The following is a 19,592-nucleotide window of genomic DNA, read 5'->3' as shown; positions in this document are numbered from 1 at the left end:
ATATCTAGACAGAAGAGGTGCCTTGAGTTGCAGCTCGAAGGCATAGCTCCGAGCAGATCATCACAACCGCAAGATAAACGAATGGGGGGGTTACCTACCAAGGAGCTACACCTGTCTGTGCCAGCAGATGAGCTTCGACCGCAATCTCACAGCGATCAACGATCTGGCTTACATGGTTCAGATAGCGTGAACCAGTATTCTTATCGACCGGTTTAGCATCCCGAATTCGGTGAGCAATATTACCTCGAATGGTAATATATTTATCAAGTCTCGCAGTTGCCTGAACTGAAGGCATCTTTCGCCACTTCCAATGACCACTTAAGCTACTTAACCCAAGCATCTCCTGATACAGGCCATCGACCTGCTCGGACTTAGGTGTGTTGAACTTTCCGAGCCACTTATCGTATACATCTTGCTTGTGATTCAGTAGAATCGCCCGCCAGCCATTATCAGCTAGTCCCCACAGTGTGAGAGGATTTTGATGACCGTTAATGTCTTTCACCGCAAGACTCTTGACCTTGTTTGGAATGCTTACTGCACTGGTGGCGTTGGCAAGTAGAAAGTCGAAAGCCTCCACGGCTAAGTCCTCTATGTAAGATTCCCAACAAGCTGTCACAAAGATAATTGCGGATCGGTTCAGCACCTCAACGCCACGTTTTCGCCCTCGACCTTCGCCCGCGTAATCTTGGTGAATCTGCCACAACTGCTCGATGTCAGCTTTATTGGTCTCGAACGTTTGTTTTGATTTGGAAGGCATCCTTGCACCACATAGCGATTATAGGAAGCTGAGTATACCTCAAGCCGCCAAAACATTACTTCCTGTTCGTTCGTGGTATTAAAAAATGGAGAATTTCCTGTAAGACTGATTGTCCGCTTTTGGCCGACAGCGGACGCTCCAGAACGTCGGTTTTTGGCCGGAAGAAAGCCTCGGCAAATATTTGTTTTACCCGACTTCAAACACCATCCAACCTAAGCCTTAACCCACCGCCCCCGACCCCAACCACTCAACCAATCCACCCCCCACACCAAAACCAGCATAGCCAAAATCACCGTCCCCGCCTGCGCCTCCTGAAACAAACTCAAGCTCACATACAACATCTGCCCCAGCCCCCCAGCGCCGACAAACCCCAGCACGCTGGCCATCCGGATGTTGTTCTCCCACCGATACAAACAGTACGCCAGCAACTGCGGCGCCAGGTTCGGCAGCGTGCCGTAGCAGAACGCCGTCACCGGACTCCCCCCTTGCAACCGAATCGCATCCGCCGGTTCCGGTGGCGTGTTTTCCAGCGCTTCAGCAAACAACCGCCCCAGCACGCCCGTGGTGTGCAGGGCCAGGGCCAGTGTCCCGGCATTCGGCCCGAGCCCAGCCGCAAGCACCATCAACGCAGCCCACACCAGTTCGGGAATCGCGCGCAGTGCGTTCAGCAGCAGGCGGGCGACGCTTTGCAATGGCCAACCAAACCGGCCAGCAGCGGGGAGCGCCAATAGCAGGCCCAGCACGGCGGCGAGCAGGGTGCCAAGCGCAGACATGGCCAGGGTTTCCATCGACCCGCGCAAGATGGCAGTCAGGTAGCCGGGGCTGAGGTCGGGGCTCAGGAAGCGGGCGATGTAGGAGCCCATGTGTTTCAGGCCGGTCGGGCTGCCGAGTTCTTTGAGGTCGAGGCCCAGGTAGGTGAACGAGGCAATGACGGCGGAGACGATGGCGAGGATCAGCGCCGTGTTGATCAGGCGTTTCATGTCAGCCTCCAGCGCAGCAGGCGGCTGAGTTGGTCGGCGCCGAGCACCAGCAGGAGGAAGGTCAGGAGCATGCTCGCGACTTCGCCGCCGGCGAACATGCGGATCGACAGGTCGATCTGTTGGCCGAGGCCGCCGGCGCCGACGAAGCCCATGACCACCGAGGCGCGGATGGCGCATTCCCAGCGGTAGACGGTGTAGGAGAGCAGTTCCGCCGCGACGTTGGGCAGTACGCCGTAGGCGAAACTGGCGAGGCGGCCGCTGCCGGCCTGGAGCAGGGCGTGGGCCGGGCGTTGGTCGGCGGATTCGTAGATTTCGGCGTAGACCTTGCCGAGCATGCCGCTGTAGGTGATGGCGATGGCCAGCACGCCCGCCGCCGGGCCGAGGCCGACGGCGCGCACGAACAGCAGCGCCCAGACGATTTCCGGCACGCTGCGCAGGAAGATCAGCAGCCCGCGCACCGGCCAGCGCAGCAGGCGGCCCAACAGGCTCGGGCGGCCGCTGCGGGAGGCGGCGGTCAGCGACAAAGCGCGGCTGGCGAGCAGGCTGGCCGGCACTGCCAACAACAGAGCCAGGGCCATGCCGGCGGTGGCGATGGCCAGGGTTTGCAGGGTGGCTTTGAGCAGTATCTGCAGGAACGCTTCGTCGTGTGCCGGCGGCCAGAACATCGACACGAAGCGGCCCATTTCACTCTGGCTGTCAGCATGAAACAGCACGCCCAGATCCAGTTCGCTGAGCTGGATGCCGGGCCACAGCAAGGCAATCGCCAGCACGGTCAGCAGCACCCGTGGCAGCGCGGCGGGGTCGCGGGTGTCGGCGCTCAGCATCGCGGAATCTGCACAATCAGTGGGGTGACGGCAGGCGCCGGCGATTGCAACTGTTCATTGGCGTAGAGGGTGTCGAGCATGTCGCGGCTGACCTGCGCGGACGGGCAGTCGAACAGGATCTGCCCCTCGCGCAGACCGACGACGCGCGGGAAGTGCGACAGCGCCAGCTCCACTGCGTGCAGGCTCGCCACCAGCGTCACGTTATGTTCCTGGGCATGGCGCGACAGAATCGACAGCGTGTGTCCGGCCAGCACCGGGTCCATCGCCGAGACCGGTTCGTCGGCCAGCAACACCTCCGGCGCCTGATACAAAACGCGAGCAATGCCGACCCGCTGCAATTGCCCGCCGGACAGTTGCTGGCACTGGCTGAAGAGTTTGTCGGCCAGATCCAGCCGCGCCAGTGCGGCGCGGGCACCGGGCACGTCGAGCGGGTGGAGCAGATTGATCAGGCTTTTGCCCAGGCTCCATTGGCCGAGTTTGCCGGCCAGCACCGCCGTCACCACCCGTTGCCGGGGCGGCAGGGGCGGCGCCTGATGCACCAGGCCGATGCGGGCGCGCAGGCGTTGCCGCCCACGGGCGGACAAATGCCAGGCGCGTTCGCCCAGCACTTCGATGTCGCCGCTGCTGGGCCGAATGGCGGTCGCCAGCAGATTCAGCAGGCTGGATTTGCCGGCGCCGGACGGGCCGATGATCGCCACCTGCTCGCCGGCATCAATTTGCAGATCCACACCGCGCAGCGCTGCGACGCCATTGGTGTGGTGCAAAAAAGCTTGTTTGAGACGCAGCGTCATTTCAGCAAGTCGGCGGCGCGGGCGGCTTCCTCGATGCCTTTGTAGTTGTCCGGGCTGGTTTCAATGAAACGGCTGGCGGCTTGCAGGTCGAGGATTTTCTTGTGCTCGGGGTTGGCCGGGTCGAGGTCGAGGAAGGCTTTTTTGATCTTCGCCGCCAACGCCGGGTCGAGGGTGCCGCGCACGGTCCAGTTGTAATCGAAGTAGGCCGGGGTGGTGGCGAAGACCTTGACCTTGTTGGTGTCGACCTTGCCGGCGTCCACCAGTTTTTGCCAGACGCTGGCGTTCAGCACACCAGCGTCGACCTTGCCGGCCTGCACCCAGGCGACGGTGGCGTCGTGGGCGCCGGAGTAGCCGACGCGGCTGAAATAGCTTTCCGGTTTGATGCCGTCCTTGAGCATGAAGTAGCGCGGCATCAGGCTGCCGGAGGTGGACGACACGGAGCCGAAGGCGAAGGTCTTGCCCTTGAGGTCGGCGAGGCTTTTGACGTTCGGGTCGGCGGTGATGAATTTGCTGGTGAACTGCGCGTCCTGTTCGCGCTGCACCAACGGAATCACTTTAGGATCACTTTTCAGTTGCGCCTGGACGAAGGTGAAACCGCCGAGCCACGCCATGTCGAGGCGGTTGGTGGCCAGGGCTTCGACCACTGCCGGGTAGTCGGCCACCGGCACAAACTCGACGTCCATCCCCAGTTTCTGCTTGAGATAAGCACCCAGCGGTTCGAACTTGCGCAGCAGTTCGGTCGGGGCTTCATCGGGGATTGCGCTGACCTTCAACACGTCGGCGGCTTGCGCCAGCACGGCGGTAAAGGACAGGGCCAGACCTGCGGTCAGTGCCAGGGTTCGCTTGAGCATGGAATTCTCCGTTTCGTGGGCTTCAGGAACGATGCGCCGACTGGGGCAAAGGTCATCGTGTGCACCGTCAGGTTAGCCGAAACGGGGGACTTGTTGGGGATGTCCATGAGTGTGCAGTGTTTGAACCATCGCCTTCGCGAGCAGGCTCGGTCCCACAGGAGTACGCGTTTAAGTGTAGGACCGAGCCTGCTCACGATGACGTCAGCCCGGGCAAACCCCGACCAGTGTCGGGCCCGGAACCGGCAATCACTTCAACCGTTCAACAAGCGTCTTGCCGACACCCAGTGCAGACGCCGGGTTTTGCCCGGTTATCAGTTCACGATCAACCACCACATGACTGGCCCACGCCGAAGTGTTGCTGCTGAATACACCGCCGGCTTTTTCCAGCGCGGTCTGCGGGTAGAACTTCATCGTGCCGCCGTTCAGCAGTCCTTTGGCGATCTCTTCTTCCTGATTGCTGATGACCGTGAACTTATAGCCGGCATACGTCCAGTCGTTCGCCGTTTTGGCTTTGCCGGTTTCCAGTTGCCGGGTGAATGCGGTCGGATCCGTCAGGGTCGACAGCAGCGCAATCGGGCCGTGGCAAACCAGCGCTGTGGTTTTGCCTTTTTGATGGAAGTCGTTCAGCAGTTTGCCCAGCGCCTGGCTGTGCAACAGATCCTGCATCGGTGCGTGGCCACCCGGAATGTAGACGGCATCGAAATGGTCGTAGCCGACTTGCTCGACCCGCGAGAGGCTGATGACCGGCGACTCGCCGGGCGAGGTGATCTTCAGTTGATCCAGCAGCGTTTTGTGGGTCTGCAGGGCCGCGACGTCATTGTTGAAATACATCTTGTCGTCGGAGGACCGGTCCAGCGTCGGCGCCTTGCCGGTCGGGGTGGCGAAGGTCACGGTGTGGCCCGCATCGAGCAGCAGCTTGACCGGTTGCATCAGTTCGTTGAGGTAGAAACCGGTGCTGAATACCTTGCCGTCTTTCAGATCGAGATGGTCGGAATCCGACAGCACCACCAGCACATTGGCGGCTTGGGCGTTCAACGCGGCAACGGAGAGAGACAAGGCGAAAGCAAGACGAGTGAATGAGCGCATGGCGATTCCAGAACGTGAAGGAAAGTGCGGCTCACTGTATTGATGCTCATGGCGGCGATAAACTCTCGCCACAGCAAAGCATTTGTTCTCTGGGGATCAAGATGAGCCGCCGATTCGATTATCTGGCTGACGTCGAAGTGTTCGTTACGGTGGTGGAAAAGGGTTCGCTTAGCGCCGGTGCGGTGTTTCTCGCAACCACGCCGTCGGTGGTCAGCCGGGCGATTTCGCGACTTGAAGCGCGTCTGGGCGTGCAGTTGCTGCGGCGCACTACGCGGCGCTTGAGCCTGACCGATGCCGGTGTGTTGTATCTGGAACAATCGCGAGCCGCATTCGGCCTGATCGATGATGCGGAGCGCACGATCCAGGGGCAGGACGGTGAACTCAGTGGCCGTGTGCGCCTGAGCGTGCCGACCACTTACGGACACTATCGGTTGCCGGCCATGCTTGCCCGATTCACCCGGCAATATCCGCAAGTGCGTGTTGAGTTGAGTATCAGCAATCGCAACGTCGATCTGGTGGCCGAAGGGTACGACCTGGCTATTCGGTTGGGCGCGCTGCCGGACAGCGGATTGATCGGGCGCAAGCTGGAAGATGCGCGTTTGTGTGTGGTTGCCGCGCCGGATTATCTGCAACGGGCCGGGACGCCGCAAAGTGTCGACGATCTGCAGCGGCATGCGTGCCTGCCGTTCGTGATGCCCAGCACCGGCCGCGTCGGGCCGTGGCTGTTTCGTGAACAGGACGAAGATCGCGAATGGCTGCCCAGCGCCAATATCCAGGTGTCCGACGATGTATTGGGGATCGTGTCGCTGGCGGAACAGGGGCTGGGCATCTGCCAGACCTACGACTTCATCGTTCGCGAGCGGATCGAAAGCGGGCGGCTGGTGCGATTGCTTGAACAGTCGGGCGGGCGCTCCCGACCGTTCTCGGTGATCTACCCGCCACATCGGCAGCTGTCGGCATCGGCGCGGGCGCTGATTGATTGTCTGACCCGGGAGGTCAGTCAAGGCGCAAGGGAAGGCCTCGACTGACGCGCTTCAAACGGCGGGCAGGCGCGCCACCCATTTCCCGCCGCCGGCGCCGTCCTTCAAGGCGCGCAGGGCCTGGGGCAGTTCGCGGAAGTCGAACGTTTGCAGCGCCGGGCCGATCAGGCTGCCGTCGAGCAGGGCTTGCAGCAGCTGTTCGCCGTTGCGGCGCAGCGTCTGGCGATCCTGCAGGCTGGCGTGGGTGTGGTAGCTGTTCAACGCCACTTCGTGCAGCGAAATCGCAGAGCTGAACGCCGGAACCGGCGCGGTTTCCTGGCGATCCTGAATGCACACCAGATGACCGTTGTAGCCCAGCATGCTGGCCATTTCTGCTGCGTGAGCGCCGCTGACCGTGTCGAACACGGCGTGCAAACGGCGTTCGCCGAGGCTGGCGGTGAGTGTGGTTTTCCAGTCCGGTTCGCGGTAATCGAATACGCTCACCGCCCCCAAGGATTTGAGCTTTGCATGATGCGCGCCGGACGCGGTCGCCCAGACCCGCCAGCCGCGTTGCACCGCCAGCTGCACCAGCAGCAGACCAACCGCACCGCCGGCGCCGATCACCAGCACATCAGCGGCCTCGCCGGCAGGGACTTTCTCCACGGCTTGCCATGCGGTCAAACCGGGGCAGGGCAGCGATGCGGCAGTTGCATCATCAAGCGCGGCGGGCACCGACAGTACGGTGGCGGCGTCCAGCAGGCAGTACTCGGCGAAGCTGCCATCGCTCGCCAATGATTGGTGATACGCCACGCGACTGCCGGGTTGCAGCGTCACGCCGGCGCCGGCCGCGACCACCACGCCCATGCCGTCGACACCCGGCACACGCCCGGTGCTCCATGCGGGATGGCCCCACTCGATGATTTTCCAGTCCACCGGGTTCAGGGCGATGGCGCGATTGGCCACCAGCACTTGGCCGGGGCCGGGTTGCACGAGGGGTTTGCGGGTCAGTGTCAGGCCATCCAGCCCTTGGCCGGACGTCCAGGCCCAGGCTGCGTAATCGGTTTGCATTGTGCGGTTCCCATGATTTCGATGGCCGTCAGTATCCCGGTCTGCGGACATGAGAAGAACCGGCCCTGGGTCAAAGGTGTTTTGCGTAAAAATCAGCAATGCCCCGCAACGCCTTAATCAACCTGCGCAAATCGCTCCACCAGCCAATCGATAAACACCCGCACCCGATTGCTCAAATGCCGGTTCGGCGGGTAGAGCACATGAAACGGATACGCCGACGGCCGCCAATCCTCAAGGATCGGCACCAGTTCGCCACGCTCGATCGCCGTCCTCACCGTGTAGCTGAAGGTGTGGATGATCCCAAGTCCGGCGAGGCCGGCCGCCAGGTGCGCGTTGCTCTCGTTGACGCTGATCAGGCCTTTGCCTTCGATTTGATGGCGTTCGCCGTTGCGCTGGAAGTTCGACGGCAGGATGCGCCCGGTGGAGGCCGAGCGGTAGGCGATCAATTGATGGCTGGCCAGTTCGAGCGGGTGACTCGGGGTGCCGTGGCGTTGCAAATAATCGGGCGTGGCGCAGGTGGTCCAGGACACTTCGCCGAGGCGGCGCACGGCCAGGGTTTGTTCGGTCAGAGGGCCGCCGCGAATCACGCAGTCGACGCGTTCGCTGATCAGGTCCACCGGGCGATCGCTGACACCCAGATCAATCTGGATGTCCGGATAGCGTTCGAAGAATTTCGGCAGTTCGGGGATCACCAGCATCGTCGCGGTCGAGCCACCGATGTCCACGCGAATCTTGCCGCGCGGCAGGCCTTGCGCCTGGCTGAAACCCTGATCGATGTCGTCCAGTTGATGCAGCAGTTGTTGGGTCAGTTGGTAATAGGAAGCGCCGTCGGCCGTGACGGTGAGGCGGCGGGTGGTGCGTTGCAGCAGGCGCACGCCGAGGTGGTTTTCCAGTTGGCCGATCAGTTTGCTGACCGTGGTTTTCGGCAGGTTCAGCGAGTCGGCGGCTTTGGTGAACGAACCGCTTTCCACGACGCGGGCGAAGGTGCGGATCGCCATTAACTGATTCATCGGTTCGGGCTCAGTGGTGTAGATGCGCTGAGTATTGTGCATGTCTGTGTACAAACAAAACTGATTTGGCGGATTTTTCAATTCAATCGATCAGCCTAAAGTCGCTTTCAACGGCTCACCTAAGACCCGTCACCTACCTCGAAACGGTTACTGGAGATTCATCATGAGCAACAGACTTGAAGGCAAAATCGCACTGATCACTGGCGGCACCACCGGCATCGGCCTGGCGTCGGCGCAGGAATTCGTCGCCCAGGGCGCCACGGTATTCATCACCGGCCGTCGTCAGGCCGAGCTGGACAAAGCGGTCGCCGCCATCGGCCCACGGGCCATCGGCATTCAGGGCGATGTGGCAAAACTGGAGGATCTGGACCGCATCTACAGCGAGATCGCCGCGAAGGCCGGACACCTCGACATCCTGTTCGCCAACGCCGGCGGCGGAGACATGCTGCCGCTGGGCTCGATCACTGAAGAGCACTTCGACCGGATTTTCGGCGCCAATGTGAAGGGCACGCTGTTTACTGTGCAGAAAGCACTGCCGCTGCTGCGCGATGGCGCTTCGATTCTGCTGACCTCATCGACCACTTCGGTGCAGGGCACGGAAAATTTCAGCGTCTACAGCGCGAGCAAAGCGGCGGTGCGCAATTTCGCCCGGTCGTGGCTGCTGGACCTGAAACCACGGCGCATCCGCGTCAACGCCATCAGCCCTGGCCCGGTGCGCACCCCAGGTCTGGCAGGGCTGGTGCCGGCGGAACACACGCAAGGGTTGTTTGATCAACTGGCGTCGATCGTGCCGATCGGGCGTCTGGGCGAGCCGAGCGAGATTGCCAAGGCTGCGTTGTTCCTGGCCTCGGATGACAGCAGCTTCGTCAATGGCATCGAGTTGTTCGTCGACGGCGGCACCGCGCAGATCTGATCAGATCTGAGTCAAGTCGCTTGATGCCCCGGCACTTGTTCAGTCGAGTGCCGGGGTTCTTCCGTTTCTTCGTCCGGCGCGTTGTCCCAGATCAAACGCGGATCGAAGCTCATCGCCGAGAGCATGGTGAACACCACCACCAGGCCGAAGAACAGAATCCCTACGCGCGGTTCGATATCCCCCAGTGCCTGGAATTTCACCAGCGCCGCCACCAGCGCAACCACCAGCACATCGAGCATCGACCAATAGCCGATCAGCTCGACGAAGCGGTACAGCTTCGAACGCTCCTTGCGCGCCCAATGGCTGTCCCGTTGCACGGTCACCAGCAGCAAAGTCAACGCGACGAATTTCACTCCCGGCACCGCGATGCTGGCGATGAAGATAATCAGGGCGATGTCCCACGCGCCGTGATCCCAGAACTCCAGCACGCCGCTCATGATGGTGCTGTCGGCGCCGTTGCCGAGCAGGGTGGTGTTCATCACCGGCAGCAGATTGGCCGGCACGTAGAACGCCAGCGCGGCGAACATGTAGGCCCAGGTGCGCGCCAGCGAATTGGTCTTGCGCCGATGCAGCGGTGCGTCGCAACGCGGGCATTGGTGCGGTTCGCCGGTCATGTCGCAGGCCAGCCCGCAGCTGTGGCACAGGCACAGGTTGAGTTCGGTTGCCGTCGGTGGTCGTTTCACAGGATGTCCCACAGTTCACGTACGTCGCGCCCGGCGATGCGGATCAGCAACAGGCTGAGCACGGCCAGCGCAAACAGGCCGATGCCGGGAATCACGTCGAGCATCCCCGCCAGTTTGAACACCGCCACCATCGCGCCGAGCAGGCACACTTCGAGCATGCTCCACGGCCGCAGCGTTTCCAGCCAGCGCATGCACAGCTTGAACCCCGGCGAACGGCGCGAGGCGAGGGCGAAGCTCAAGACCCAAATCAACAGAACCAACTGAAAGGCCGGGGCGATGATGATCGAGATCGCCGCAACCATCGCCATGAAGGTGATCGGCCCCTGACTCAGGGCCAACACTGAATCCCACAGAGTCGCGCTGTTTTTCAGGCCCTTCATGCTGATGCTCATTACCGGGTAGAAATTGGCGAACAGCCACAGCATCGCCGCCGTGAAACTCAGGGCCAGACGTTGCTCCACGCTCAGGCCGTTGTAGCGCTGGAGCACGCCGCCGCAGCGCACGCAGAGAGTCTTCTGGTGCTTGGCCAGCGTGACTTTTTCGTACACGCAGTCGCAATGCTCACAGATGATCGGTAGATCGGTGCTGGCCATGGGGTGCTCGATGGAGGAGGGCTTGAACCTTTTCACTATAGAAGCGCCGGGGCATTCGGCAACCGGGGCGCCATTCGTCCAAAACGGGGCACTAACCATCACGCGCTTGTTTCACACGTTCAGGTACGCATATCCCGTAGCAGAAAGGAGAGCCCCATGGAAATCGATGAAGATGCACCCGGCAACCGCTCGCAACAGGCCGTGACCCGCACCACCGACAATGAAACCGGCCATGATCCCCGCAAGGATGAATCGCCAGTCCCATTGCCGCCGGACGATGAAGCGCCATTGGAAGAAGACATGAGCGATGTGGCCGCCACCGATTCAGTGACGGTTGAACATCCACACGACGGCAACCGCTCAGCAAGCGCCAACGCCGACCCGCAGAGCCCCGCCAAGGATGATGAAGACAGAGAAGCGCGTGGCCTGCCGGCGAGCGACCCGGAGTCGGGCGCCTGACTGCGCGACGGAGGTCGGCAAGGTACTGCAGAATCTCCGGGCCAACGGTCAGCACCTCACCGTTGTCCAGCATCAGCGCGGCCAGATAGCCCTTCGGATTGACCTGGCGAAGATCGTGGCGTTCAGAAGCTGGCTTTCACAGGTGCTGGCCCAACCCTTTGTATGACCGTGTATCCATCTCGCCGCCATACACAATCGGGTAACAAACCCCGTCCTCAGGACACATGCCGCGTACATGCCTCGCCCAAAGTAGGTGCCAACACATCACTACTTCCAAGAGGGCAACACCATGCGCCGTACACTTCTGATGACCGCTGCCGCCGTACTTGTTTCGATGACCGGCCTTGTCCACGCGGCTGACACCCATTCCGCCGCCCCGGCGAAAAGCTGGCAGCAGGGCCTGAGCCGTACCGATCTGGTGCATCAGGACCTGGGCGCTGCGGATCGCGAGGTGATTCAGGCTCGCGTTGATTTCGAACCGGGCGTCACTTCGCCCAACCATGCGCATCCGGGTGTGGAAGTGGCTTATGTGATCAGTGGCACGTTCGAGTACCGGCTCGAAGGGCAGGCGCCGGTGACGCTCAAGGCGGGGGATTCGCTGTTCATTCCGGCGGGTGTGGCGCATATCGCCAGGAATGTCGGCAACGAGAAGGGTTCGGAGCTGGCGACGTATATCGTCAAGAAGGGCGAGCCCTTGTTGATTCTCAAGCAGTAACGGTCGCTTAAACGAAAAGGCCTGCCGATCTGGCAGGCCTTTTTGCGTCCGCCGTTCAGCGTATCAGTGGGCGTGCACCGGGTAGTCGGTATAGCCACGCTGATCACCGCCAAAGAACGTGCTCGGGTCCGGTGTGTTGAGCGCCAGGCCTTCGCGGATTCGCCGAGGCAGATCGGGGTTGGCCAGGAACGGTCGGCCGAACGCGATGATGTCGGCGCGACCGTCGGCCAGGGCCTGTTCCGCCGACTCGGGGTCGTAGCCGCCGGCGATCATCAACACGCCACCCCACGCATCACGCAACTGAGCGATGATCGCGTCCCAGCGCGGGTCGAAATTCTCGTCCTTGACGGTGCCGACCACGGCCGGCTCGACCAGATGCAGATAGGCCAGTTTCCAGCGGTTCAACGAGCGCACGATGTAGCCGAATGTGGCTTGCGGCGATTCATCGCCCATGCCCATGAAACGGCCCATGGGCGTCAGGCGCACGCCGACACGGTCAGCGCCGACTTCGTCGACCACCGCCGCCACGACTTCCAGCAACAGACGCGCGCGGTTTTCCAGGGTGCCGCCATAACCGTCAGTGCGCTGGTTGCTGTTGCTGTTGATGAACTGGTCCAGCAGATAGCCGTTGCCGGCGTGAATTTCCACGCCATCCATCCCGGCGTTCAGCGCATTGCGTGCGGCGCGGCGGTAGTCGTTGATGATGTCGGCGATTTCCGAAACCTGCAGTGCGCGCGGCACTGGCACGTCACCCCAGACACCATTGCCCTCGGCATCGACGATGAAAGTCTTGCCCGGTACGGGCAATGCGCTGGGGGCCACCGGCAGTGCATTGTCCGGTTGAAAGCTTGGGTGCGATACCCGGCCCACATGCCACAGTTGCATGAAGATCAACCCGTCGGCCTCGTGTACCTGACGGCTGACTTCACGCCAGGCTTGCACCTGTTCATTGCTGTAGATGCCAGGCGTCCACGCATAACCCTGACCCTGACGGGAAATCTGCGTCGCCTCGGTAATGATCAGCGCGGCACTTGCTCGCTGGCGGTAGTACTCGGCGTTCATGGCTGTCGGGATATCGCCCGGCTGGCCGGCACGGGAGCGCGTCAACGGCGCCATCGCCACCCGGTGGGGAAGTGTGTAGGGGCCGAGGGCGATGGGGCGGAACAGATGCTGCGTCATGGGTGTTCTCCAGTCTTCGAAATGGGTCGGCAGGGCGGTGTCGGACATTGGCTCCGGCACCGGATGGCCCTACGTTAAGCGGCTGTCCGGCGCTTGATAATCCACCCGCGACGCCACGCTGCATTGCGTGAAATGCAACAGGGCGCGACTCAGGAAGGCTGTTGCGAGCGGGTCAGAGGGAGGTTCAACCAGCGTCGTCCGGTGGCGTTCGCCACGGCGTTGCCGATGGCTGCCGCCATGGGGCCCTGAACGATTTCGGCGGCCCCCAGAAACGGTTGTCCCGGCTGGTCGAGCAGGTGAACGTCGACCTTCCTGGGGACTTGCGAGAAGCGCAGGATCGGGTAGCCGCTCCAGTCGTAGCTGCGGATGCCGCCGGCGTCATAGGCGACCTTTTCATACAGCGTCCAACTGGTGGACTGAACGATCCCGCCCTCGACCTGGTTGCGCAGGCCATCGGGACTGACGATCTGCCCCACGTCCACCGCTGTGACGACGTGATCGATCTGCACTTCGCCGGTCTGCGGATGCACTTGCAGGCGCACGGCGATGGCGCAGTAGCCCATGATGTTTTTGTAGCGCGCGAACGCAAAGCCAATGCCCGCGCCGGGTTCGCTGCTTTTTTGTGGCCAGCCGACGGCATCGCGAACTTGCTCGACAACGGCCCTTGCCCGGGGATCGGTCAGGTGCGCCAGACGCAGGGCAACCGGATCAATTCCTGCCTTGGCGGCCATCTCGTCGATACAGGCTTCGATGGCGAAGACGTTGATGTGCGCCCCCAGCGAGCGCATGGCAGAAGTGCGGAACGGCATCTCGGTAACGAAGTTCATGTCGATCCGCGAAGAGGCCACGGTGTACAGCGGCACGGCGTTGCGATCGCCATCGCCTTCGGGCTGAGCGATCGGCACCGAGGGTGCGGAGGTGAACGGCCGGGCCAGCAGGCGTGCGGGCAGCAAGCGCCCGGCGTTGACGATGCGTTCGTTGTGCGGCGTGGTCCACAGCTCATAGTTCCAATCTTGCAGACGACCCTGGGCGTCGAGGCTGGCTTGCACTTCGGTGACCATCGCCGAGCTGTAGGGCTCCCAGAGGTTTTCCTGCTCGCGCATCCATTGCACCCGCACCGGCGTGCCCGGCACGCGCATCGCAATCAACGCGGCATCGGCCGCTGCATCGTCTGCGCCGTTGTGGCCGTAACAGCCGGAACCTTCGGTGTGGATGCAGCGCACGCGCTCGGGTGGCAGCCGCAGCATTTCGGCAATCCCGGCACGTAGCGGATACACGCCCTGGGTGTGGGTCCAGACGGTGAGGGCACCGTCCTTGAACCAGGCCACGGCGCAGGACGGTCCGATGGAGCCATGCATCAGATATTGCTTGGTCACGCGGGCGCGATATTCGATGTCGGTCGCGCCCTGGGACGTACCTTCATGGCTGATCGGATAACGCCGTGATGGCAGGCGTTTGAGCAAGGTGTGGATGTCCCGCGATTCGGGGATCGCCTGTCCGCCGCTCCAGCGTGCTGAAGCGTATCCGTGGCGCATGGCTTTGATCGCTTGCCATTCGTCCCGCGCCACCACGGCCAGGTAATTGCCGTCGCGAATCACCTGCACCACGCCGGACAGCGCCTGGATCGATTCAATATCGATGGTTTCCAGCGTGCTGCCGGGACGCGGCGGGCGGATGACCCGGGCGTGGAGCATGCCCGGCAGGCGAATGTCCTGCACGAACGCGGCGCCGCCGCTGACTTTGCCCGGAATATCCAGGCGGGGCAGCGAATGGCCGATGAGCTTGAATGAGCTCGGCGGCATCGAGGGCGATTCGGATTTTGCATAGCGGTGCAGATCGACATGCTGGACCGCATCGGCGTAGGACATGCGCTGCCCGGTCGGACCGAGAATGAAACCGTCCCGAGTCGTCAGCAGTGCCGGCGCAACGTTCCAGCTGCGCCCGGCCGATTCCAGCAGCATCTCGCGCACCTGTGCCGCCGCGTTGAACAACGCGGTGCCACTGTCGAAAATCGTGTGGCTGCCGGCGGTGTAGCCTTCGTTCGGTGTCAGTGCGGTGTCGGCGGTGAGCAGGTTGATTGCTGTCGGCGAGACCTCCAGGCGTTCAGCGGCAATTTGCAGCAACGCGGTTTTGACTCCGGTGCCCAGTTCGACCTTGCCGGTGTAGACGGTGATGCCGTCAGCGCCGACGCGAATCCAGGCATCGAGCCAAGGGTTGGTGCGCAGGCTGCCGGGCAGGTCCGGCGCCAGCACGACTGTGCCCAGGGTATCGACTTCGGTGTCGGCCAGGGCGCGGCGCGCGACCGGCACCAGAGCAAACGCCACCAGCAGAGCGCCCCCGCGCAGGAACGCACGGCGACTGTGATCGACCTCGTTGATTGTCGTCATTGCGCGCTCCCGTTCTGCCGGGCGACAAGGCTGATCGCCTCTATGATGCGCAAGTGTGTGCCGCAGCGGCACAGGTTGCCTGCCATGTGTTCGCGAATGGTCTGCTCGTCGGGATGCGGATTGCTTTCGAGCAGTGACTGCGCACGCATCAACATGCCGGCGATGCAGTAACCGCATTGAGCGGCCTGTTTATCGATGAACGCTTGTTGCAGAGAACCGGGGCGTTCGGCGGTTCCCAGGCTTTCGACCGTCCGAACCTTTTTGCCCTCGAGACCGGCGCAGGGTGTCAGGCAGGAAAACACCGGTTTGTCATCGACGATGACGGTGCAGGCGCCGCATTGGCCCAGGCCACACCCATACTTGGCGCCGTTCAGGCCCAGGTGATTGCGCAACGCATAGAGCAGCGGCATGTCGGGTTCCAGCTCGAGAGCCTGGGAGGATCCGTTGACGTTGAGGGTGATCTGAGTCATTTCGTCTCCTGACGTAGTGCTTGGAGGGTGGCAGGAAGGTCGGTCCAGGGTTGCTCGGCGTTGGCTTGATGGCGCAGCCAGGTCGCCAGAACAGTGAGTTGAGCGTTGTCGAGACTGGCGGCGAACGAGGGCATCACCGGGCCCGGATGGCCGGGTTCTGCCGGGATGCCTTCGAGTACGGTTTTCAAAAAGTTGCGCGGGCTGGCGGCTTGCAACGCCGAGGTTCGATCCAGTGCCGGACGACCGTCGATTTCACGCATCGGCGCGCCTTGGGCATGGCAGCCGGCGCAGGCGCTGGCGAACAGCAGCGCGCCAGAGGAGCGATCCGCAGGTTCCGTGCTGGCGCTGACGTTCGGAATCTCGTTGATTGCAGTTTTCGCCGGCAGACTCAGCAAGTATTCGGCAATCGCCTGGGCATCTTCCGCGGGCAGGCGCGCCAGACCGAGGCTGACCGGGCGCATCGGGCCCGCCGCCGTGCCGTGTCCGTCGACCACGTCGCCCCGCAGGTAACTCACCAGTTGCTCGCTGCTCCACGGGTTTGCCCGGTGCGCCATGCCCAGCAGTGACGGCGCGTCCCAGCCATCCACGCTGCCGCCCGCCAGGCTTTCGCCGGACTTCTCGGCACCGATCATATTCAACGGCGAATGACAGCCCGCGCAGTGACCCGGACCTTCGACCAGGTAACGCCCGCGATTCCACGCCTGCGATTGCTGCGCTACCGGCGGCAATGGCTTCGCGTGCAGGAACAGCAGGTTCCAGAACGACACCAATGGCCGGATGTTCATCGGGAAGTTCATGCGGTTCTGTTGTGGCGGCGAGTCCACGGCGGGGCCGCTCATCAGGTACGCATAGGCGTCGGCGATGTCGTCCTGGCTCATGCGCCGGTAATGAACGTAAGGGAAGGCCGGGTACAGGAAGTGGCCGTCGCGCGAGATGCCTTCACGCATCGCCCGCTCAAAGGCCGGCAACGACCACTGGCCGATGCCGGTCTGTGGATCCGAGGTGATGTTGGTGCTGTAGAGGGTACCGAACGGTGTCACCAGCGGCAGTCCGCCGGCCAGGTATTGGCCGCCGGGCCGCGTATGACACACCGCGCAGTCGCCCGCCTCGACGACGCGCGCGCCGCGTTGCAGTTGGGCGGAGTCGAAGGTTTGCGGACGCTCGACCGGCGCGATTGCCGGACGCCACATCAGCGCCAAAGCCGCGATTGCACCGATCGACGCGAGGGCTGCCGCGCTGATCCACAGCGCTCTGGATCTCATGAAGTGGCCGTTCATGAGCATTTGCCCAAGAGGCACGCGGTAGGCGTGAAGGACGGATTCGGCATCTCGACAACTCCTTGAAAGAGCGGGAAAGGGCGCCGATGCAAAGCCCTGCGCCAAGTGCCCAAGGGTAGAGAAGGTGCATCCGTCCGAGTATTGCCAGACCGCGCAATAGCACGTTGCGCCAAGTGCAACGCCCGGAGATCGTTGCACTTGGCGCATCACTCAATTGCCCGGCAGATGGATACTCGAAGGCCGGCGCAGCCCCTAGCCTTGGCGTCACTTTCCAAACTCATCGAGGTGTCATCATGCTTACGGGCAATCCGGCAGCGGCGGCCAAGGCCGAACAATCCGCTTCTCTTTCCGGCCTGATGGTCGCGTTCCTGGCATTCTGCTGCGGCGCGGTCGTGGCCAACCTTTATTACGCTCAGCCGATCGTCGAACTGATCGCGCCGCAAATCGGCCTGTCCAGTGCCAATGCCAGTCTGATCGTTTCACTCACGCAGTTCGGTTATGCATTGGGCCTGCTGTTGCTGGTGCCGCTGGCCGATCTGATGGAAAACCGTCGGTTGGTGGTGGGCTTCACCCTCGCGGCGAGTGTGACGCTGTTGTGCGCCGGTCTGACGCATTCGCCGTCGATGTTCCTTGTCCTGTCGTTGCTGATCGGCCTCACTTCGGTGGCGGTACAGATCCTGGTGCCGCTGGCCGCGCATCTGGCGCCCGAGGCGAGCCGCGGGCGGGTGGTGGGCAACATCATGAGCGGCCTGTTGCTGGGCATTCTGCTGTCGCGGCCACTGTCGAGTCTGTTGGTGGAAGTGTTCGGCTGGCGCGGGGTGTTTTTCAGCGCAGCGGCACTGATGGCCGTCATCGCCCTGGTCACGGCGATTGCCTTGCCGCGCCGCGTCCCGACTCATCAGGCGACGTATGTGGCGCTGATCGGTTCGGTGTTTGCGCTGGCCCGTCGGCACGCGGTCCTGCGTCAGCGTTCGCTGTATCAGGGCTTGCTGTTCGCCAGCTTCAGCCTGTTCTGGACCCTCGCACCGATCGAGCTGATGCGGCACCACGGTTTCAGTCAGGCACAGGTGGCGATTTTTGCACTGGTCGGCGCCGTCGGCGCGGTTGCAGCGCCGATTGCCGGGCGGTTGGCCGATGCCGGGCACGGTCGGCGCGGGACGCTCGTTGCACTGTTGTTGGCGCCAGCCTCCTTGCTGATCGCCGCGCTGCCGGGTAGCAGTTATGTCTGGCTGGTGGTTTGCGCGGTGCTGCTGGACTTCGCCGTGCAACTGAACATGGTTCTGGGTCAGCGCGAGGTGTACGCCATTGATCCGCACAGCCGGGCCCGCCTGAATGCCGTGTACATGACCAGCATCTTCGTCGGCGGCGCGCTGGGGTCGCTGGTCGCAAGTCCGCTCTACGAGCATTTCGGCTGGAACCTGTCCGCCGTGACCGTGGCGTTGCTCCCGGCGCTGGCCCTGGCGATGTTTCTGAGCCGCAAGACCGATGCCTGAGCCTCAGACACCGGTAAGTCCGATCAAGCACGGTCTTACAAGACGATTGGCGAACGGTGATGCACAATCATCACCGTTTCCTTTCGATCGGGCTCCACTTATGGACAAGTTGCTGGCACTGAAGATGTTCGTTGAAACCGTCCGTTGCGGTGGTTATTCCTCGGCGGCGCGCAAACTCGGCATCTCCACCTCTTCGGTGACACGCCAGGTGGCGGGGCTGGAAAACGAGCTGGGCGCCAGCCTGCTCAATCGCACGACACGCAACACCAGCGTGACGGTCGCCGGCCAAACCTATTTCGAGAAAGCGGTGGCCATTCTCGATGCCATCGACGAGGCCGACGCGGTTGTCGCCGACCGTGGCAGCGAGGCGCAGGGCCGGCTGCGCATCAGCGTGCCGGTCGAGTTCGGTCGCCAGATCATTGCACCGCAACTGGGGGTTTTGCTCGACCGCCATCCGGGGCTGGAAGTCAGTGTGTCGTTGAGCGATCAGGTCAGCGATCTGCTGAGCGAGCAGATCGATGTCTCGGTGCGACTGGGATCGTCGGTGGTTAGTGACGATATCGTCAGCAAGCGCGTGGGCGGCTTCCAGCGCTGGGTGGTGGCGAGTCCGGATTACCTGACTCATCACGCTGCGCCTTTGCATCCGCGCGATTTGCTTGAGCATCAATGCCTGCGCTTCGACTACGGTGGTTCGCACCAGCACTGGACATTCCAGGGCGACGAGGAAACCATCCAGCTCAATGTGCACGGCCGCCTGCAAAGCAACAACGCCGACATCCTGCGCGAAGCAGCGGTGGCGGGGCGCGGGGTGACCCTGCTGGCCGACTGGCTGGTGCGCGCCGATGTCGAGGCGGGTCGGTTGACGCGGCTGCTGGCAGGGTATGAGGTCAACCCCGGTAATGCGAGCTGCTGCATCAATGCGTTGTACCTGCCCAATCATCGGGGCTCCAGTCGTATCAATGTGTTCATCGACTTTCTGGAAGAGATTCTGGCGGCGCAGCCATCGAGTCAGCGCTAGATTGCCGTTTACTGTCGCTGCGTTGCCGGTGGGTCAGGTTTGTCGCGCCGGTCGTGGTCCATTCCCTTAACACCTTCGT

Annotated in this window: 19 protein-coding genes and 2 pseudogenes; 6 read left to right on the top strand and 15 right to left on the bottom strand. The window is 62.5% G+C overall.

Features of this window, described 5'->3' with window-relative positions:
* Nucleotides 1-94 precede the first annotated feature (94 nt).
* From MKZ87_RS07620 to MKZ87_RS07595, 6 genes are all read right to left on the bottom strand, one after another.
* Nucleotides 95-757 carry a HEPN domain-containing protein gene (locus MKZ87_RS07620; protein WP_266200553.1) on the bottom strand — a complete coding sequence of 221 codons (663 nt, stop codon included), beginning with the start codon at nt 755-757 and terminating at the stop codon, nt 95-97.
* 212 nt (nt 758-969) lie between these two features.
* Nucleotides 970-1,737, bottom strand: a complete 768-nt coding sequence (gene phnE, locus MKZ87_RS07615; protein ID WP_266200552.1) for a phosphonate ABC transporter, permease protein PhnE — start codon at nt 1,735-1,737, stop codon at nt 970-972.
* Entirely contained in the window at nt 1,734-2,561 is an 828-nt protein-coding gene (locus MKZ87_RS07610; protein ID WP_085703851.1) for a PhnE/PtxC family ABC transporter permease, read from the bottom strand. The genes phnE and MKZ87_RS07610 overlap by 4 nt, the downstream gene beginning before the upstream one ends.
* On the bottom strand, nt 2,555-3,352 hold the full coding sequence (locus tag MKZ87_RS07605) for a phosphonate ABC transporter ATP-binding protein (protein ID WP_085703852.1): 798 nt from the start codon (nt 3,350-3,352) through the stop codon (nt 2,555-2,557). The genes MKZ87_RS07610 and MKZ87_RS07605 overlap by 7 nt, the downstream gene beginning before the upstream one ends.
* The gene (locus tag MKZ87_RS07600) at nt 3,349-4,203 is read right to left on the bottom strand and encodes a putative selenate ABC transporter substrate-binding protein (protein ID WP_085703853.1); all 855 of its coding nucleotides are present in this window, start codon (nt 4,201-4,203) and stop codon (nt 3,349-3,351) included. Before MKZ87_RS07600 ends, MKZ87_RS07605 begins: the two co-directional genes overlap by 4 nt.
* A gap of 246 nt (nt 4,204-4,449) precedes the next feature.
* Nucleotides 4,450-5,289, bottom strand: a complete 840-nt coding sequence (locus MKZ87_RS07595) for a type 1 glutamine amidotransferase domain-containing protein (protein ID WP_085703854.1) — start codon at nt 5,287-5,289, stop codon at nt 4,450-4,452.
* Between the two features lie 101 nt (nt 5,290-5,390).
* Between MKZ87_RS07595 and MKZ87_RS07590 the strand changes: the two genes are divergently transcribed.
* Complete coding sequence (locus MKZ87_RS07590) at nt 5,391-6,317, top strand: LysR family transcriptional regulator (protein WP_085703855.1); 927 nt, start codon at nt 5,391-5,393, stop codon at nt 6,315-6,317.
* Nucleotides 6,318-6,323: 6 nt separating this feature from the next.
* On the opposite strand, the gene MKZ87_RS07585 is transcribed toward MKZ87_RS07590, so the two are convergent.
* Both MKZ87_RS07585 and MKZ87_RS07580 read right to left on the bottom strand, forming a co-directional pair.
* Nucleotides 6,324-7,316, bottom strand: a complete 993-nt coding sequence (locus tag MKZ87_RS07585; protein WP_085703856.1) for a zinc-binding dehydrogenase — start codon at nt 7,314-7,316, stop codon at nt 6,324-6,326.
* A 113-nt stretch (nt 7,317-7,429) separates the two neighbouring features.
* Entirely contained in the window at nt 7,430-8,326 is an 897-nt protein-coding gene (locus tag MKZ87_RS07580; protein ID WP_085700813.1) for a LysR family transcriptional regulator, read from the bottom strand.
* A gap of 163 nt (nt 8,327-8,489) precedes the next feature.
* On the opposite strand from MKZ87_RS07580, the gene MKZ87_RS07575 reads away from it, so the two are divergent.
* Nucleotides 8,490-9,239: an SDR family NAD(P)-dependent oxidoreductase gene (locus MKZ87_RS07575; protein ID WP_085700797.1), complete on the top strand. Its 750-nt coding sequence runs from the start codon at nt 8,490-8,492 to the stop codon at nt 9,237-9,239.
* An 11-nt stretch (nt 9,240-9,250) separates the two neighbouring features.
* On the opposite strand, the gene MKZ87_RS07570 is transcribed toward MKZ87_RS07575, so the two are convergent.
* Both MKZ87_RS07570 and MKZ87_RS07565 read right to left on the bottom strand, forming a co-directional pair.
* Nucleotides 9,251-9,922 carry a paraquat-inducible protein A gene (locus MKZ87_RS07570; RefSeq protein ID WP_085703857.1) on the bottom strand — a complete coding sequence of 224 codons (672 nt, stop codon included), beginning with the start codon at nt 9,920-9,922 and terminating at the stop codon, nt 9,251-9,253.
* A complete protein-coding gene (locus MKZ87_RS07565; RefSeq protein ID WP_085703858.1) occupies nt 9,919-10,515 on the bottom strand; it encodes a paraquat-inducible protein A in 597 nt (198 codons plus the stop codon). Before MKZ87_RS07565 ends, MKZ87_RS07570 begins: the two co-directional genes overlap by 4 nt.
* A gap of 156 nt (nt 10,516-10,671) precedes the next feature.
* Here MKZ87_RS07565 and MKZ87_RS28935 point away from each other — a divergent pair.
* Nucleotides 10,672-10,860 (top strand): annotated as a pseudogene (locus MKZ87_RS28935) (hypothetical protein); the annotation flags it as partial.
* A gap of 82 nt (nt 10,861-10,942) precedes the next feature.
* Here the strand turns inward: MKZ87_RS28935 and MKZ87_RS28985 are convergent.
* Nucleotides 10,943-11,089: pseudogene (locus MKZ87_RS28985) on the bottom strand (glutathione transferase GstA); the annotation flags it as partial.
* A 174-nt stretch (nt 11,090-11,263) separates the two neighbouring features.
* On the opposite strand from MKZ87_RS28985, the gene MKZ87_RS07550 reads away from it, so the two are divergent.
* Nucleotides 11,264-11,689, top strand: coding sequence for a cupin domain-containing protein (locus tag MKZ87_RS07550; protein WP_266200550.1), 426 nt, complete (start codon nt 11,264-11,266; stop codon nt 11,687-11,689).
* Between the two features lie 63 nt (nt 11,690-11,752).
* On the opposite strand, the gene MKZ87_RS07545 is transcribed toward MKZ87_RS07550, so the two are convergent.
* The 4 genes from MKZ87_RS07545 to MKZ87_RS07530 all read right to left on the bottom strand — a co-directional run bounded on the left by MKZ87_RS07545 (nt 11,753) and on the right by MKZ87_RS07530 (nt 16,987).
* On the bottom strand, nt 11,753-12,868 hold the full coding sequence (locus tag MKZ87_RS07545) for an alkene reductase (RefSeq protein WP_266200549.1): 1,116 nt from the start codon (nt 12,866-12,868) through the stop codon (nt 11,753-11,755).
* 149 nt (nt 12,869-13,017) lie between these two features.
* Nucleotides 13,018-15,255 carry a xanthine dehydrogenase family protein molybdopterin-binding subunit gene (locus MKZ87_RS07540; RefSeq protein ID WP_085700791.1) on the bottom strand — a complete coding sequence of 746 codons (2,238 nt, stop codon included), beginning with the start codon at nt 15,253-15,255 and terminating at the stop codon, nt 13,018-13,020.
* A complete protein-coding gene (locus MKZ87_RS07535) occupies nt 15,252-15,725 on the bottom strand; it encodes a (2Fe-2S)-binding protein (RefSeq protein ID WP_266200548.1) in 474 nt (157 codons plus the stop codon). Before MKZ87_RS07535 ends, MKZ87_RS07540 begins: the two co-directional genes overlap by 4 nt.
* Nucleotides 15,722-16,987 (bottom strand): c-type cytochrome, encoded by a 1,266-nt coding sequence (locus MKZ87_RS07530; protein ID WP_266200547.1) that lies wholly within the window; start codon nt 16,985-16,987, stop codon nt 15,722-15,724. The genes MKZ87_RS07535 and MKZ87_RS07530 overlap by 4 nt, the downstream gene beginning before the upstream one ends.
* A 308-nt stretch (nt 16,988-17,295) precedes the next feature.
* Between MKZ87_RS07530 and MKZ87_RS07525 the strand changes: the two genes are divergently transcribed.
* Together MKZ87_RS07525 and MKZ87_RS07520 are read left to right on the top strand one after the other, a co-directional pair.
* The gene (locus MKZ87_RS07525) at nt 17,296-18,495 is read left to right on the top strand and encodes an MFS transporter (RefSeq protein WP_085700788.1); all 1,200 of its coding nucleotides are present in this window, start codon (nt 17,296-17,298) and stop codon (nt 18,493-18,495) included.
* Between the two features lie 100 nt (nt 18,496-18,595).
* Nucleotides 18,596-19,513: a LysR family transcriptional regulator gene (locus MKZ87_RS07520; protein WP_085700787.1), complete on the top strand. Its 918-nt coding sequence runs from the start codon at nt 18,596-18,598 to the stop codon at nt 19,511-19,513.
* Nucleotides 19,514-19,592 lie beyond the last annotated feature (79 nt).

Source organism: Pseudomonas sp. MCal1 (genome assembly GCF_026341415.1).
Classification (GTDB): Bacteria; Pseudomonadota; Gammaproteobacteria; order Pseudomonadales; family Pseudomonadaceae; genus Aquipseudomonas.
The sequence above is the reverse complement of the archived record's forward strand: the minus strand, read 5'-3'. Positions and strand labels throughout refer to the sequence as shown.

Bases quoted from the DNA above. Each gene is read 5' to 3' on its own strand.
- MKZ87_RS07620 (WP_266200553.1), bottom strand. From the start codon at position 757: ATGCCTTCCAAATCAAAACAAACGTTCGAGACCAATAAAGCTGACATC.
- phnE (WP_266200552.1), bottom strand. From the start codon at position 1,737: ATGAAACGCCTGATCAACACGGCGCTGATCCTCGCCATCGTCTCCGCC.
- MKZ87_RS07610 (WP_085703851.1), bottom strand. From the start codon at position 2,561: ATGCTGAGCGCCGACACCCGCGACCCCGCCGCGCTGCCACGGGTGCTG.
- MKZ87_RS07605 (WP_085703852.1), bottom strand. From the start codon at position 3,352: ATGACGCTGCGTCTCAAACAAGCTTTTTTGCACCACACCAATGGCGTC.
- MKZ87_RS07600 (WP_085703853.1), bottom strand. From the start codon at position 4,203: ATGCTCAAGCGAACCCTGGCACTGACCGCAGGTCTGGCCCTGTCCTTT.
- MKZ87_RS07595 (WP_085703854.1), bottom strand. From the start codon at position 5,289: ATGCGCTCATTCACTCGTCTTGCTTTCGCCTTGTCTCTCTCCGTTGCC.
- MKZ87_RS07590 (WP_085703855.1), top strand. From the start codon at position 5,391: ATGAGCCGCCGATTCGATTATCTGGCTGACGTCGAAGTGTTCGTTACG.
- MKZ87_RS07585 (WP_085703856.1), bottom strand. From the start codon at position 7,316: ATGCAAACCGATTACGCAGCCTGGGCCTGGACGTCCGGCCAAGGGCTG.
- MKZ87_RS07580 (WP_085700813.1), bottom strand. From the start codon at position 8,326: ATGAATCAGTTAATGGCGATCCGCACCTTCGCCCGCGTCGTGGAAAGC.
- MKZ87_RS07575 (WP_085700797.1), top strand. From the start codon at position 8,490: ATGAGCAACAGACTTGAAGGCAAAATCGCACTGATCACTGGCGGCACC.
- MKZ87_RS07565 (WP_085703858.1), bottom strand. From the start codon at position 10,515: ATGGCCAGCACCGATCTACCGATCATCTGTGAGCATTGCGACTGCGTG.
- MKZ87_RS07550 (WP_266200550.1), top strand. From the start codon at position 11,264: ATGCGCCGTACACTTCTGATGACCGCTGCCGCCGTACTTGTTTCGATG.
- MKZ87_RS07545 (WP_266200549.1), bottom strand. From the start codon at position 12,868: ATGACGCAGCATCTGTTCCGCCCCATCGCCCTCGGCCCCTACACACTT.
- MKZ87_RS07540 (WP_085700791.1), bottom strand. From the start codon at position 15,255: ATGACGACAATCAACGAGGTCGATCACAGTCGCCGTGCGTTCCTGCGC.
- MKZ87_RS07535 (WP_266200548.1), bottom strand. From the start codon at position 15,725: ATGACTCAGATCACCCTCAACGTCAACGGATCCTCCCAGGCTCTCGAG.
- MKZ87_RS07530 (WP_266200547.1), bottom strand. From the start codon at position 16,987: ATGAGATCCAGAGCGCTGTGGATCAGCGCGGCAGCCCTCGCGTCGATC.
- MKZ87_RS07525 (WP_085700788.1), top strand. From the start codon at position 17,296: ATGCTTACGGGCAATCCGGCAGCGGCGGCCAAGGCCGAACAATCCGCT.
- MKZ87_RS07520 (WP_085700787.1), top strand. From the start codon at position 18,596: ATGGACAAGTTGCTGGCACTGAAGATGTTCGTTGAAACCGTCCGTTGC.